Below are 15289 nucleotides of genomic sequence, written 5' to 3'. Positions count from 1 at the left end.
ATCAGTAATGCATCCCGGCACTCACCCCCAACCAAGGGAATCGATCTCTTATACCGGGTGCAAATTCGTCATTCTCATGGGCGAAAACACCTTCAGCTTCCAACACCATGAAACCGCCTGTGCGGGCAGTCAGGCAAAGCGTAACAGCCCCTGCACAAGCGTTTGATCTGTCATCATGCGCGCCGGGTGCATGGTCGATCTGATCCCGCCCCCCGCGCGTGGTGCGCCGCTCCAAAGATGAAAACTGGCGCGCCATTACATCATCCGGCGGCAATTCCACCTGCCCAGCATTCAAAGCCGGTGCAAACGATGCATAAAGTTCACTGCGGTTTTGCTTTGCCGCCTGATAGCTGATCCCATGCCGCTGAAATGCCGCTGGCACCCACTGGCCCGCGTATCTGTCGCCATGCACCGTGCCGATGCCGTATGCCTTCAGCACTTCGCAAAATGCCGCAACAGCCGATTCAGGATCGCCCCTGCGACCCTGCACAAGATCAACTATAATCCGCTCGCCTTCACGGTGCGCAATCGCAAGGGAATGCTCATCAGCGCCGCCACCGCTCATGTCAACAAAGCCCGAATAGGAAACACCATCTTGACGCGGCAATTCCAACGGCCTGTCGCGCTGCGCATCTGTGACAACCTCAACGGATATGAATTGCTCAATATCCGCGCGAAACTGCGCCAAGTATTCAGCACTCGCCCTTGCCGCGTCATCCTTCAGCGCATCATCAACAACACGTTTAGGCAAGGTCGGGTTCATGGTGCGACTAGCAGCCTGCGCGACCAGCACCTGCGATGCCTTGCCATAATGCCGCTTATACGTTGTCCAAAGCATTCCGCGCCGCGCATAGGGCGATGACAGTGCAATCAGCTTGCCGCCTAGCGTTGCCAATGCAGGGCGCAAGGCGGCTATCACTTCAGCATCAGGGCGCGCACCATCGGAAAACCAAAATGCAATTTCATCGCAGATCACGGCTGCGCATGTGTAGCCGCGCACTGCCCGGTGAGATGCCGTATGCACTTCAATCGCAGTGCGGTTTTTCAGTTCCAGCCCTTCGCTTGTCTCTCGCAACACCAAGGGCTTCAACATCGGGTGTTCAAACAGGCCGCGCACATAGCGCAACAGCGTGCGCGCTTGTGATCGATCACCGGCAATAAGCATCACCGTTGCAACTTCACCCGGTGAAAGCCTGTCGCTGTAATCCTTGAAGGCCGCTTCATACGCTGCCACAAGCGCCGCTGCATGGCTCTTGCCGCCTCTGCGACCAACCACAAGCCACAACTCATCATGCGCCCCTGTGGCCTGTTCTGTGCGCCCTGTCACCTCGTTCCAGATCGCGGCCTCATCAGCGGATAGTTCCAGCCCATAAAAGCCTGATAGCAGTGCGCGCCATGCCTTGAAGCTGTCCCCTGCAAAAGTATCGCCAAACAACTGCGGATCGGTCATTGCATCGCGGATCGTGACACTCATGCAGCACCCGCCTTGCTGCGCAGATACGTTGCCAGATCGGTCACATCCTTTGCGCGGCGTTGCAGCCCAAGGGCTTTCCAAACGCCCATCAGGGCATTGATCGATTGTGTATGCACGCCCTCTTCAATCTCTTCACCGCGCGCAAGTGCAGCCTCGCGGCTCTCGATCAGGGCTTCCAGCCATACCGCGCGCCGGGTCAAGCTGCGCTCTTGATATGACAGGGAATGCGGCCCGCCCAGATCAGCTTGCAATTCAGCAAGGCGCGATTGCACCACCTTTGCCAGCGTGGTGCGACCGTCAAGCTTTTCAATCCAATCTGCGCTGTATCGCTGCGGTAAATCTGGCATATCTGCCCCCTAGTTCGCCTTGCATTGTAGCTGATTTTTGTAGGGTATGATACAGGGTTGCATTGTCACATGCTGTAATAATCAACAATAACAATGCTGTATTGCCCCCATCATGGGAATAGAACCGGCCCTTATTGAGAATGATTCGCAGGTAGTGGGTCGATCAGAAGCGATATGTTACGCCGGTAATATCGGGCCAATCTTACAACAGAGTGTAGGAAGTGTAGGTTTGCCCCTTATCCACCGTATAGGGAAAAAGACGTTCTGAATTTTGCTATACGCCCGATAACCCTAGAACCTACACTTCCTACACTTTCACCTTCATTTCAGCTTCAAGCCCAGAAAGCCTGCCCCGATATTGCGGCGTTTTACGTCATAGCCGCGTGATCTTACTTCCTTCTGAAGCGTGCGCAGCGTCCAACTATTCAGCCCTTGCTGGTCGCACCATTGTGTGAAGCGCTGGTGCAGTGCAGAAGTAGTGACAAAGGCCATTGCATCGCCGCGTTCTGTTTCATCTGTCAGAAATTGGCCTAGCGTGTCCTCATCATCAAAGTATTCACTTGATGCCGCTGCAACCTTGGCTGGCACGTCCAAGCCCTTTTCCTGCCACTGTAGCGCCCCTTCTATAGCCCATGCGAGTATCTGCCCCGCTTCGGCCTTCAGCTTGTCGGGCAGGTGCTTATCGCGCCGCTCTGGCGGTATCGTGACTGTAAACGGCACAAGCACCACGCGCGCCCTGATCGCCTCATCAACGCCCCTGAATGAAGGCTGATTGTTGCCTGCAATCATCAGGGTCAACTGTGGGTCAAAGTCGAAAAAGTCTTGGCGCATATACCGTGCGGTCATCTTATCGCCGCCGGTCAGGTCTTTGATTACGCTTTCATCCCATGTCTTGCCTTTGGGCAATTCAGAACCAGCAACCAGCCTTGCACCCTGAAGCCCTGCAACATCTGTCGGGTGTTTGTCGCCGTTGGTGTTCAGGAAGGTTTGCGCAGCCGCGCGCTTGGCATAATCGCCCCAAATATCGAACAGCATATTCAGGAAAACCGATTTCCCGTTGCGACCTGTGCCATAAAGAAACAGCAGTTTGTGTTCGCGCGTTTCGCCGGTCAGCGCATAGCCTGCGGCACGCTGCATGAAGGCGATAAGATCGGCGTCACCGTCAAAGATTTCATTCAGGAATTGCAGCCATAGGCGCGGCGTGCCTGATTGTGGCGTGACGCTGGTCAACTTCGTGATGTAATCCTCGCGCCGCGCAAGACGCATCTTGCCTGTGCGCAGATCCACCGTGCCGCCGGGTGTTCCTAGTAACAGGCGGTCAGCATCGAACAGATCAGGGCTGGCCACGCTGTCACTGTTCGACCGTGCAAGGCTTTCAATCGCTGCAACCGTGTTCTTGTTGCGTAGCGTCCGGGCTTCCTGTTCTGCCCATTTCATCAGCTTGTCGGCCTTTTCAGCTTCAAGTGTTGCCGCCTTTCGTTCTGCCCATGCCAACATCTCAGCAGCGCGCGTGCGCAGAAATTCGCGGGTGCGCGTCATGTGTTCCATACGCTCATCAACTGTCCATCTGGTTCTGTCCCAGAACAGCCATTTCCCCCATGTGGAAACATAGCGGGCATTCCGACTAAACCCGCGCCTGCCCATTTCGTTTGCAAGCGCATCATGTGACAAGTCCAAGGCGTCATCGCGCTGGTTTGGGCGCGGTTCACCATCGCTTGTGTGAGCCGGTAAATCTGATTTCGGTGTGCGCGGCTCTTTTGCCCCTGCCTGCATTCCTGATTGAATTGTGGCCTCAATCTCGACCGGCTCAAGCCCTATGCCTTGTGCTGTCACTGTCAGCCTTTCCACTACAAGCCCTTCTGACAAGCTGCCCCCTGCCATGATCTGCCCCAAGCTGAAGGCGGCTTTATTCAGCGCGGCGTTTCGCTTGCCTTCTGGCGCTGCCAGCAATTCTGCGATTTCGCCACGCAAGGCGGTTTCAGCCCATGCGTTGCCGGTGCTGCGCATAGGCATGGCCCGCTCTAAAAGTTTGGGTTCGGGCTTCAGGCAAAGGCGCAACAGCCAATCAGGACAATCACCCAGGTCGAACAGCCCCGGCGGGTTTTTCCACCTATAGGGCTTGTCGTGCCTAGGCTTCACGCTTGGCACGGCAACCACCATGCCACCATCGCCGCGCACATCAACACCCGGCGCAACCTGCCCTGCACTGTTGCGGATATCCCAGCCTTCAGGCCATTTGAAAAACAAGTGCCACGATCCAGAAGGTGAAAGCGCTTCGATTGTGTCAGGCAATGGGCCGTTCTGTTCAATCAGTGCCGCAAGATTTCCGATGCCGTCAACACTGTGGCCCGCTTCGGTGTCTGCCTCGATCACCAGAAGGCCCGATTTCGGCCCGGTCACGATTCCGATATTTGCTTCAGGCCATTGTCGCCAATCCTGCGCAATCTCTTGCAGGTCTGTGGTCGCACCCCACTTTCGCCCGTTGCTGAATTTCGCGCTCTTGTGACTTTCCTTCTTTCCAACGGGAACAGGGAAAACATGCCAGCCGCGCGCGGCGTATTCCTGCGCAGCTTGTGCGCAACCGCTGATCTTGTCCTGCATATTCATGCGTCCACCTCCGGCAATAGGTCCGCAATGCGTTCAAGGTCTGCGCATATGCAGTTTGTGCGAAATTGGATTTCGTATTCACACAACTCGCCGGTTTCGATCAGCACCATCAGGAAGCGTATTTGGCCTATAATCGAAAGAATTTCTTGCTTCATTGCAGCGGCCCCCTGTTGATAAGGTCGCGCTCAATTTCATCAGCAAGATCGCGCAAAGCGTCTATCGTCAAAGGCACGCCATAGGCTTTGATCGCCACCACCACGGCAACGCGCCATGCGGCATGTGTCGCCAATTTCGGATCAACTCGATCACACTGCGCACGAATTTTGCGCGCAAGAATATCTGCGCTGTCGCATGATTTAATCATCGCTGCGCCTCCCATGCTTCCAGATCGGCAAGCTTCCAGCGAGTGCAGCCTTGCGATAGGGTTATGGCTTTGGGAAAATCAGCACGGTCACGCGACCAGCGCCACACGGTTTGCCGCGTCACGCTGTAGCGTTCTGCAACCTGTTTGTCGGAAAGATACATCAATTCACCCTTTGTTACGGTGACCGATGCATGGCCTATGTTTCGCCTCGAAAACCGTCAGCGAATACGCGAAAAAATCGCGGGTTCACTGACTATTCATCCAGCTTTGTAGAGTGTTTGGCGCGATTTCAGACCAGCCGATTTCAGACAAAACCGAATTCAGAAAAGCCCCGAATGTTCCCTTGGCGCGCGGCTCTTTTCCAGTGTGGTCACGCCAAGCACTGGCAATCATCAAAACGCCTGCAATATCTGCGCTTCGGCTCTGCCCACCACGATCTTTTCCGTGAAAATCCAGCACAGTATCGCAATGCTGTATCAATCGCGCTGTGCATTCTTGCGATAATTTCACAAGGCCCGTGCCGTTAATCCTTCCTTCAAGAATATGCTCTTGGCTTGGATCGTCGTCTGTCTCGTATTTACCAATAGCCGCAAGAGCGCTATTCAATGCCTTTGCAGCCTCTCGGATTTCATGCGCCCTGTTTGACATTGCAATGGCTTTCCCGTCCTCATCTGCGACTTGCTTGCGGTTTGTGTGGATCATGTGCAATGCGAGGGAAACGGTTTCGCAAAATTGGGTAGCGCAATCTTGCCTTGCATGTTTGGCGAATTCTTTGCGAAAGATCGCATCAAGTTTAACGCCGGTTTCAGCTTCAACGCCTGCAACAAATAAATGCACATCTTCATCAATCCAAGTCATCCCCGCGCCCCCTGTAGCTGCACCACCTTTTCAGCCGCGCGCCCATGCAGGAAGTCGCCCCATGCCTGCATCATGCCGCGCCGCTTATCCACCTGATCGGATCGATCATAAGCCTGTTGCACCTTGCTGCCCACTTTGTGAAACAGCGCGATTTCGGCCATGTCAGCATCAAAGCCGGTGCGCTCTGCAACCCATGATCTGAAACAACTGCGCAGCCCATGCGGCACAGCGGCTTCACCTGTCGCGGCGTCCACATAGCCCTTGCCACCAGCTTTCTGATCGGCCTCGTGTATCGTGCGCATAACCTTTGCCAGCGTTGCATCGGATAGCGCCCCGCCTTTGGGTGCCCAGAATACAAGATCGTTACCCTGCGCCCTTGGCAAGGCTTCCAGAAGCGCCACCATGTCATCAGTCAAAGGAATGCGCTTTGCACTCTCGTTTGCGGGTATCTTTGACGATTGCCGCCCCGGCTGGATTGTCCAAAGGCGTTTCGCAAGATCGATTTCATCCCAAGTCGCAAAGCGGATCGCGCCGGATCGTGTCGCGGTCATCGCTTGAAAGGCCAGCGCCTTTGCGCCCATGCCATCGCGCGCCTGTAATGCCTGCCACCAGCGCCCCGCATCATCGATCTGTAATGCGGGATAATTCTTTGCGCCTGAAACCTTGGAAGGCGCGGTCAGCACCATTTCGAGATTGCCGCGCCATGCTGCCGGATTTGGCCCCTCTCGATGCCCGTTTACCGTTGCCCATGCCAATGTTTTTTCCACGCGCTCGCGCACCTTCACTGCCGTTACGGTTCTGTCATCCCAGATCGGTTGCAGCACGCGCAAGATATCCTGCAACGTGATATCTGCGACCAGCATCTTCCCCAGTTCCGGCAAGGCGTATGTTTCAACGGTTGCTTTCCATTGCCCCCTGTATCGATCTGTTGAAAACTCTTTCACCTTCTGCGCTGAAAACCGTTCCCAAGCTTCCTTGAAGGTCAGCCCCCGCGCCTGTGCGGCCACCAGCGCCGCGCGTGCGGCCTTCCTTTGCTCCACGGGGTCAATGCCCTGTCGGATCGCGTCCTTGGCCTCTCTGGCCCTCTCTCGCGCCTGTGCGAGTGTCACATCAGGAAAACCGCCCAGACCAATATCACGGCGGCGGCTTCCAACTGTGGTGCGAATCAACCATGATCGCGCGCCGGTCGGCGTGATCTGCAACAGCAGGCCAGCGACGCCTCCAACTGGAAAGACCACGTTCCGCCCCTTGCCGGGGTGTTTCAGGTCGCGCACTTCCTTGGCTGATAGCTCTCTTGCTTTCTTCGGCATGGTTCGATTCCGCCTTTCAACTCCAACATGGCAAATTGCACCCGCAATCATACCCCACAAAAAATATAACATTGGGTGTTACTGGATGCAACAGAAGGCGACAAGGAATTTTTATTCTTTTTATTTTTCAATGCTTTATGTGACAGCATGTTACGGCATTTTACCCCAGTTAGAACGCCTTCACCCGCTCCAATATCCGGCCCGCGCCCTCCCCCCAGACTTGCTGCAGATCGCCCCATTTGTGCCGCGCGATCTTTGGCAATCGCACCGATGTTTGCGCTACTTTCTCAAAACGCCGCGCCTTCGTCATTGTTTTGCCGCAAGCTGCGGATTAACCCTGCTTGAAAATAACCACCGGACAGGAGCAGACTCATGCGCGCAACCCGCATTGTTCAGAAGATACTTGCAAATTACGAAGGCGAAACCCCCGGCGTAAAGGCCAATCTGTGCCGCATGCTGATGCAGGGCAAACTTGGCGGCACTGGCAAGATGATCATTCTGCCGGTCGATCAGGGGTTTGAACACGGGCCTGCGCGCACCTTTGCCGCAAACCCCGAAGCCTATGACCCGCATTACCATTACCAACTGGCGCTGGATGCAGGGCTGAATGCCTATGCCGCACCCTTGGGCATGATCGAGGCGGGCGCCGACACCTATGCAGGCCAGATACCCACCATTCTGAAAGTGAACTCTGCCAATTCGCTGATGTCCGATACGGCAGGCAAGAATCAGGCCATTACAGCGTCGGTCGACGATGCGCTGCGCCTTGGCTGTGCGGCCATCGGCTTTACCATCTATCCCGGCAGTGATTGCGCGCTGGACATGTTCGAGGAAATCTCGGCCATGCGCGAGGAAGCCGCCGCCAAGGGCATTGCCACTGTGATCTGGTCTTATCCGCGCGGCGAGGCGATCACCAAAGACGGGGAAACCGGCATTGACGTGGCGGCATATGCCGCCCAAATTGCAGCCCTTCTGGGCGCGCATGTCATCAAGATCAAACTGTCTACCGATCACCTGATGCTGCCAGAGGCCAAAAAGGTCTATGAAGACCAGCAGATCGACATCGCCACACAGGCAGCCCGCGTGAAGCATTGCATGCAGGCCAGCTTCAATGGGCGGCGCATTGTCGTCTTCTCGGGCGGGGCCAAAAAAGGCGCGGATTCGGTCTATGACGATGCGCGCGCCATCCGCGATGGCGGCGGCAATGGCTCGATCATCGGGCGTAACAGCTTCCAGCGCCCGCGTGACGAGGCGCTGTCGATGCTTGCCAAGCTGGTCGAAATCTACAAGGGCAAGGCATAATCTGCCACTGCCACGCAAACAGCAGACCGCGCGCGCCAACTGGCGCGCGCTTTTCATTTCCCCCCTTGCACCCTGACAGCCCCGCCGCTATTTGTTATGTTATGTAATAACATTTAAGGATGCCATCATGTCCTCCCCAGCCCCCCGACTGCCCGTCACAGTTCTCTCAGGCTTTCTGGGCGCGGGCAAAACGACCCTGCTGAACCATGTGCTGAACAACCGCGACGGGCGGCGCGTTGCCGTCATTGTCAATGACATGTCCGAAGTGAATATCGACGCCGATCTGATCGCGGCAGGTGTGGACCTGAAGCGCGGCGAGGAAAAACTGGTTGAAATGTCAAATGGCTGCATCTGCTGCACCCTGCGCGACGACCTGCTGGCCGAGGTGCGCAGACTGGCAGCTGAAGGGCGCTTTGATTATCTGCTGATCGAATCCACCGGCATCTCTGAACCCTTGCCAGTTGCCGCAACATTCGAATTTCGGGACGAGGGCGGCGACAGCCTGACGGATGTCGCCCGCCTGGATACAATGGTCACAGTGGTGGATGCGGTCAATCTGCTCAAAGATTTCTCCAGCCATGATTTCCTGTCTGACAGGGGCCAGACATTGGGCGAAGACGATGCGCGCAGTCTTGTCACCCTGCTGACAGAACAGATCGAATTCGCCAATGTCATTTTGCTGAACAAGGTCAGTGATGCCGGGCACGAGCGCGCGGATGCCGCGCGCAAGATCATCAAGGCGCTGAACCCCTATGCCGAACTGATTGAAACCGACCATTCCCAAGTCGCGGCAGAGCGTATTTTCGACACCGGCCTCTTTGATTTCGAAACAGCCCATGAACACCCGCTCTGGGCCAAGGAACTCTACGGTTTTGCCGATCATGTCCCCGAAACCGAGGAATACGGCGTCTCCAGCTTCGTTTACCGCGCACGCCAGCCCTTTGACCCGGCCAAGGTGCATGCTGTCCTCAATGGCGATCTGCCCGGCGTGATTCGTGCGAAGGGGCATTTCTGGGTGGCCACACGGCCCAACTGGGTGGCTGAATTCTCGCTTGCTGGGGCGATGTCCAGCGTTACGCCCTTGGGGGGCTGGTGGGCAGCCGTCCCGCGCGAGCGCTGGCCCGACCACCCCGAGGCCTTGGCCAAAATGCGCGAAAACTGGGTCGAGCCATGGGGCGACCGGCGGCAGGAACTGGTGTTTATCGGCGCGGGCATGGACAAGGCCGCCATTACAGCAGCGCTCGATGCCTGTTTGCTGACGGCAGAAGGGTTCGCCCCCGATCAATGGACAACCCTGATCGATCCGTTCCCGCAATGGGGCCAGCGCAAGGTGGCCTAAGCAATGGCGCGCAACATCAATACAGGTTTGGGCCGCAGGCATTCGCCCATGGCGCAGTTCGACCGCCTGCCGCGCGAATTGCGGCAATGGCTGGCAACGGCCGCTCTGCCATGGAGTGCGACATCCGCGCTCCGGCATTGGCAGACCGCATTGCAGCAAACGGGTGGCGACACAGACCATGCCCGCGCGCACCTCTCCCGGCTAGAGGCGCGTTGCATTGCACGGGATTCAGCCCATATCTGGGGCAGCCTGCACCCCGCCGCAACGCCTGCCAATTCGCCCCTCCGCCCTGCCAGACGTGCAACACAGTTCCGGCCCTGAGCCGGAACCTCGCAGGCGCCCTGCCCAGCCTGTCAGCTGCGCAGCCGCGCCAGAATATCGGCGTTGATATAGCCATCCGGCGGCAAACCGACTGATCTTTGCCATGCCTGCACCGCCGCGACCGTCGCAGGGCCGATGCGCCCGTCTATGCCTGCCGTGTCATGGCCCAGTGCCGTCAACCTGCGCTGCAATTCGGTGCGCTCTGCCAACGAAAGCGCGCGGTCGCCGCGCGGCCATTGCCCGCGCAACGCCCCGCCCCCCCGCAACCTGTCCGACAAATGCCCCAGCGCCAGCACATAGGCATCTGATATGTTATATTCCTTCAACACATCGTAATTGTCATAGGCAAGAAGCGCAGGCCCGCGCGCGCCACCGGGCAGGATCAGGCGCGACGCCCCCACAGCCAGCGCCCCGCCCCCCGCAGGGCGCAAGCCCGCCCTGCCCCATGCCTCGGCACTCTGGCGCTGGCCTGTTGCGCCAAGGTCAAACCCCGCAGGCAGTGTCACCTCAACCGCCCAAAGCTGGCCGCGCGTCCAGCCCCGCCGCGCCAGATAATTCGCGGCAGAGGCCAGCGCATCGCTGGGGTCCGCCCCCCAGACATCGCGCCGCCCGTTGCCGGTAAAATCCACCGCATAGGTCAGATAGCTGGAGGGCATGAATTGCGTATGCCCGAACGCCCCCGCCCAAGACCCGATCATCGCGTCTGCGCGAATATCGCCCGCTTGCACGATCTTCAGCGCATCGATCAACTGCCCCTCGAAAAAGGCACCGCGCCGCCCGTCCTTGGCCAGTGTTGCAAGCGTGGCCAATGTGTTTGTCGCGCCGCGATTGGCCCCGAAAGATGTCTCGATCCCCCAGATCGCCACCACCACTTCCGGCGGCACACCATAGCGCCCCTCGATCCGCGCCAGCACGCCCGCATGCTGGCGCATCGCCGCCTGCCCTTGCACGATCCGGCCAGAGGTCACAGCGCTGTCCATATATTCCCACACCCGCGCGCCAAACTCGCTTTGGCGGCGGTCCAAGGCAATGGACTGGGGCAAATACTGCATCTGGGGGCGGGCCTGCGCGATGGTGGCCTGAGAAATGCCTGCGGCGCGCGCGCGCCCCTCAAACCCTTGCAGCCAAGTGCTGAAATCGCCAGATTGCGCGCTGCCACGGCTTTCGCCGCGCGCCTCTGGCCGGGGCGAGGTTTCGACATTCGCAGCCACGCATCCGGGCAGGGACATGATCAGAACAAGGGCAAGCAGACGCGTCATCAGATACTCCCATACACTTTTCCAGATGCTAACCGCGGCGTCGGGTCTCACCAAGCCCGAAGCGCGAAAGATCGGGGAATACTGCCGATAACCAACCGGCACCGCTTAACAGCCTGTGCACAATCGGATAGAGTTATGAAAACACCATAAACGGGGCGCGCAGTGTCATGTATCTTTCCAGAAGGTTTTGTTTGTTGGGGCTGTCTGCCCTGTCTTTGTCAGCCTGTGCAGGGGGCGGTGTACAGATGAGCGCGCCTGCACGACCAGCCCCGATGCGCGCACAGGCAAACCCTGCCTTTGACAGCTGGAAAGCGCAATTCAGGGGCCGCGCCACAGCGGCGGGCATTCCCCCCTCTATCGTTGATCCTGCGCTGAACAGTGCGGGGTTCCTGCCAGATGTGATTGCACGCGACCGCAGGCAGACGGAATTTACCCGCACCTTGGAAGACTACCTTGGCATTGCCGTGTCGCCCGAGCGCCTTGCAGGCGGGCGCGCGGCCCTGTCGCGCCATGGCAGCACGCTGAACGCGATCTCGGCGCGCTACGGGGTCGAGGCTGAAGTGATCACTGCCATCTGGGGGCTGGAATCGCGCTATGGCACGGAACGCGGCGATATTCCCGTCATCTCGGCACTGGCAACACTGGCCTTTGACGGGCGGCGCGGGGCGTTTTTTGAACAGCAGCTGCTGGCTGCCCTGCGCATCTTGCAGCGCGGCGATACCAGCACCGCCAATCTGCGCGGCTCTTGGGCAGGGGCGATGGGCCATACCCAGTTCATCCCCACGACATATCAGGAATATGCGGTCGATTTTACCGGCAACGGGCGGCGCGACATCTGGTCGGAAGACCCAAGCGATGCGCTGGCCTCTGCCGCCAATTACCTGTCGCGCATGGGCTGGACGCGCGGCCAGCCTTGGGGGGTGGAAGTGCGCCTGCCAGAGGGGTTTGACATGGGCAGCACCGGGCGCGGGTCTTCGCGCGCGGTCGCGGCATGGACCAATGCAGGCGTGCGCGACATGGACGGGCGCGCGGTTGCAGACCATGGCGCGGCGTCCATTATCATACCCGACGGGCCGCGCGGGCCTGCCTTTATGACTTTCAGAAACTTCACAGTGTTAACGCGTTACAATAACTCCGAGTTTTATGTCATTGGAATTGGGCATCTTTCCGACAGATTACGCGGTGGCGGCCCGATCCGTGGGAACTTCCAGCCCGACCGCTTTGGCCTGCGGCTGGGCGAGCGGCAGGAAATCCAGCGCCGTCTGACGCAGGCGGGCTTTGACACACAGGGCGCGGATGGGGTGATCGGACCGAATTCGGAATCTGCGATCCGTGCATGGCAACAGGCCCGAGGGCAAACTGTAACGGGTCAACCCTCGCGCGCAATGCTGGAGCAGTTGCGCACGCAAACCTGACGCGGCTAGCCGCCCCCCCCCCTGTAAAGCCTTTTATTTTATGCAGATTTCCCAGATCAAAGCCGCATTGGAACAGGCCCAAAAACATGCCGCGCAGGGCGAATTCGATGCCGCGCGCGCGCTGTGTCTGCGGGTGTTTGCGCATGATCCGGGCGTGATCGGGGCCTTGCAAACCTATATGTCGGTCACCCGCGTCACGCCGGATGATCCGGTGTTGCTGCGCCTGCGCGCATTCGCGCGCAGCAAGGCGCAGATGCCCCCGATGCTGGCAAGTCAGGTGCAGTTCATGCTGGGCAAGGGGCTGGATGATATCGGCGATCACACCGCCGCCTTTGCTGCATTCCTGCGCGCCAATGCGTTGAAACCCGTGCAATTCGATGCAGACGCGCAGGCGCGGCTGGTCAAGGCCACGCTGCAGGCTGTGGCAGAGGCGCCCCAAATGCAGCTTGCCCCCACTGGCCCGCGCATGGTGTTTATTATTGGCATGCCGCGCTCTGGCAGCTCGGTTCTGGCGCAAGTGCTGGGCCAGCACCCCGATATTCAATCGGTGGGGGAAATGACCGCGCTTGGCCGCGCCTTGCACGCGATCGAGCCGAATTTGCCGCGCTTCATCCAGACCATGACGCCAGACAGGCTGTCCGCCCTGCGCAAGGCCTATCTGGCCGAAGTGGTGCCCTTGGCCCCGAATGCGCCTGTCATCGTTGACAAAATGCCCGAGAATTACTGGCTTGGCTGGCTGATCCCCATGATCTTTCCCGATGCGCTGGTGCTGGAAACCCGGCGCGCCCCCCTTGCCGTATGCTGGAGCTGCTTTCGTAATGATTTCGGCCAAGGCCATGCCTATAGTACCGATTTCCCCACCCTTTGGGCGCATTATCACCGCTACAAGGCCATGACGGACGCGTGGCGCGCCCGCGCGGGTGCGCAATGGCATGTCATCGAACTGGACGCGCTGGCCAAAGCGCCGCACATCCCCCTTGCCCCCTGCCTTGCGCAACTGGGGCTGTCATGGACCGATGCCATGGCAAGACCCCAAGATGCGACAAGCGATCTGCGCACCCTGTCGAAATGGCAAGCGCGCCAATCCCTTACGCCCCGGATTGCAGCGGCGTGGATGAATTACAGACCCATGATTCTTGATAAATGGGGGCGCAGCCTTGTGCCATCCCCCAAAGGGCAGGACTAGGGTTTTCCCTGTCACAGGCCGCAAGCCCGTTTCGTGGCCCGAAAGAACTCCTGCGAATGGTGAAAAGCGGAATTGCGTTGGGCACCCCGCTGGCGTAGCCTCTGGCGCGAAACTGTGTATCGGAGGAGACACGCATGGCTGAGAAAACACCCGGGTTCGACACGTTGCAAATTCATGCCGGAGCGCGCCCAGACCCCGCGACAGGCGCAAGGCAAGTGCCGATCTACCAGACCACCGCCTTTGTGTTTCGGGACGCAGACCACGCCGCCGCGTTGTTCAATCTGCAAGAGGTGGGCTATATCTATTCGCGCCTGACCAACCCGACAGTTGCCGCGCTGCAAGAACGCATGGCAACCCTTGAAGGGGGTGCAGGGGCGGTTTGCTGTTCCTCTGGGCATGCTGCGCAGCTTATGGCGCTGTTCCCGCTGATGGCACCGGGCATGAATGTCGTGGCGTCCAACCGGCTATATGGCGGAACTGTCACGCAGTTCAGCCACACGATCAAGCGCTTTGGCTGGTCGGCAAAATTCGTGGATTTCGATGATCTGGAAGCGGTCGAGGCCGCGATAGATGACAACACCCGCGCGGTGTTCTGCGAATCCATCGCCAATCCGGGGGGGTATATCACCGATCTGGATGCAATTGCCGCAATCAGCAACCGCGCAGGCGTGCCGCTGATCGTGGATAACACCACCGCCACCCCCTATCTGTGCCGCCCGATAGACCATGGCGCAACGCTGGTTGTGCATTCCATGACCAAATATCTGACAGGCAACGGCACTGTCACGGGGGGCGTTATCGTTGATTCTGGCACATTCGACTGGTCGGCGAGTGACAAATTCCCTGCACTTTCGCAGCCTGAACCTGCGTATCATGGGCTGAAATTCCATGAAACCTTTGGCCCGTTGGCCTTTACCTTCAACGCGATTGCCATCGGGTTGCGCGATCTGGGAATGACCCTGAACCCCCAAGCGGCACATTATACGCTGATGGGGATCGAGACACTTTCGCTGCGTATGGACCGCCATTGCGCAAATGCGGTCAAGGTTGCGCAATGGCTGGAACAGGATGAACGGGTCGCGCGTGTGACCTATGCCGGACTGCCCTCTTCGCCCTATTTCGACCGCGTCAGCCGCATCTGCCCCAAAGGGGCGTCGTCGCTGTTCACCTTCGCGCTGAAAGACGGGTATGAGGCCTGCGTGAAGCTGATAGATTCAGTCAATCTTTTCAGCCATGTGGCCAATCTGGGCGATACACGGTCGTTGATCATCCACTCCGCATCGACAACCCACCGGCAATTGACCGAAGACCAGCAAAAAGCAGCTGGCGCCGCCCCTGATGTGGTGCGCCTGTCCATCGGTCTGGAAGATGCGGATGACATCATCGCCGATCTGGATCAGGCACTAACCAAAGCCTGCGCCTGACCACAGGCTATGCACAGGCCCATTGCGCGTTTTAACTGTGCAATGGGCGAGTTTTTGCGCTAGACTTGCAGATGAGTGTATTG

The 15289-nt window shown here is 58.5% G+C and carries 14 protein-coding genes; 6 read left to right on the top strand and 8 right to left on the bottom strand.

Annotated elements, in window-relative coordinates:
• Window position 1: 1 nt before the first annotated feature.
• The 7 genes from BG455_RS09035 to BG455_RS09005 form a co-directional block, all read right to left on the bottom strand.
• Window positions 2-1474, bottom strand: coding sequence for a hypothetical protein (locus BG455_RS09035; RefSeq protein ID WP_071469662.1), 1473 nt, complete (start codon window positions 1472-1474; stop codon window positions 2-4).
• Entirely contained in the window at window positions 1471-1821 is a 351-nt protein-coding gene (locus BG455_RS09030) for a hypothetical protein (RefSeq protein WP_071469661.1), read from the bottom strand. Before BG455_RS09030 ends, BG455_RS09035 begins: the two co-directional genes overlap by 4 nt.
• A 321-nt stretch (window positions 1822-2142) precedes the next feature.
• On the bottom strand, window positions 2143-4428 hold the full coding sequence (locus BG455_RS09025) for a phage/plasmid primase, P4 family (RefSeq protein ID WP_071469660.1): 2286 nt from the start codon (window positions 4426-4428) through the stop codon (window positions 2143-2145).
• A 151-nt stretch (window positions 4429-4579) separates the two neighbouring features.
• Entirely contained in the window at window positions 4580-4807 is a 228-nt protein-coding gene (locus BG455_RS09020) for a hypothetical protein (protein ID WP_143079904.1), read from the bottom strand.
• On the bottom strand, window positions 4789-4953 hold the full coding sequence (locus tag BG455_RS09015) for a helix-turn-helix transcriptional regulator (protein ID WP_071469658.1): 165 nt from the start codon (window positions 4951-4953) through the stop codon (window positions 4789-4791). The genes BG455_RS09020 and BG455_RS09015 overlap by 19 nt, the downstream gene beginning before the upstream one ends.
• Before the next feature lie 85 nt (window positions 4954-5038).
• A complete protein-coding gene (locus BG455_RS09010; protein ID WP_071469657.1) occupies window positions 5039-5650 on the bottom strand; it encodes a hypothetical protein in 612 nt (203 codons plus the stop codon).
• The gene (locus BG455_RS09005; RefSeq protein WP_071469656.1) at window positions 5647-6960 is read right to left on the bottom strand and encodes a tyrosine-type recombinase/integrase; all 1314 of its coding nucleotides are present in this window, start codon (window positions 6958-6960) and stop codon (window positions 5647-5649) included. The genes BG455_RS09010 and BG455_RS09005 overlap by 4 nt, the downstream gene beginning before the upstream one ends.
• A gap of 372 nt (window positions 6961-7332) precedes the next feature.
• Between BG455_RS09005 and BG455_RS09000 the strand changes: the two genes are divergently transcribed.
• From BG455_RS09000 to BG455_RS08990, 3 genes are all read left to right on the top strand, one after another.
• A complete protein-coding gene (locus BG455_RS09000; protein ID WP_071469655.1) occupies window positions 7333-8262 on the top strand; it encodes a class I fructose-bisphosphate aldolase in 930 nt (309 codons plus the stop codon).
• Window positions 8263-8389: 127 nt separating this feature from the next.
• Window positions 8390-9601 (top strand): GTP-binding protein, encoded by a 1212-nt coding sequence (locus tag BG455_RS08995; RefSeq protein WP_071469654.1) that lies wholly within the window; start codon window positions 8390-8392, stop codon window positions 9599-9601.
• Between the two features lie 3 nt (window positions 9602-9604).
• Window positions 9605-9922, top strand: coding sequence for a DUF6525 family protein (locus BG455_RS08990; protein ID WP_071469653.1), 318 nt, complete (start codon window positions 9605-9607; stop codon window positions 9920-9922).
• A gap of 32 nt (window positions 9923-9954) precedes the next feature.
• On the opposite strand, the gene BG455_RS08985 is transcribed toward BG455_RS08990, so the two are convergent.
• Window positions 9955-11181, bottom strand: a complete 1227-nt coding sequence (locus tag BG455_RS08985; protein WP_111361271.1) for a lytic murein transglycosylase — start codon at window positions 11179-11181, stop codon at window positions 9955-9957.
• Between the two features lie 167 nt (window positions 11182-11348).
• Between BG455_RS08985 and BG455_RS08980 the strand changes: the two genes are divergently transcribed.
• The 3 genes from BG455_RS08980 (at window position 11349) to BG455_RS08970 (ending at window position 15206) form a co-directional block, all read left to right on the top strand.
• Window positions 11349-12596 (top strand): lytic murein transglycosylase, encoded by a 1248-nt coding sequence (locus tag BG455_RS08980; protein WP_071469652.1) that lies wholly within the window; start codon window positions 11349-11351, stop codon window positions 12594-12596.
• Window positions 12597-12636: 40 nt separating this feature from the next.
• Window positions 12637-13782, top strand: coding sequence for a sulfotransferase family protein (locus BG455_RS08975; protein WP_071469651.1), 1146 nt, complete (start codon window positions 12637-12639; stop codon window positions 13780-13782).
• A gap of 134 nt (window positions 13783-13916) precedes the next feature.
• Window positions 13917-15206 carry an O-acetylhomoserine aminocarboxypropyltransferase/cysteine synthase family protein gene (locus BG455_RS08970; RefSeq protein ID WP_071469650.1) on the top strand — a complete coding sequence of 430 codons (1290 nt, stop codon included), beginning with the start codon at window positions 13917-13919 and terminating at the stop codon, window positions 15204-15206.
• Window positions 15207-15289 lie beyond the last annotated feature (83 nt).

This window comes from Roseinatronobacter thiooxidans (genome assembly GCF_001870675.1).
In the GTDB taxonomy this organism is placed as follows: Bacteria; Pseudomonadota; Alphaproteobacteria; order Rhodobacterales; family Rhodobacteraceae; genus Roseinatronobacter; species Roseinatronobacter thiooxidans.
Note: the sequence above shows the minus strand (reverse complement) of the source record. Positions and strands in the feature narration are given on the sequence as shown.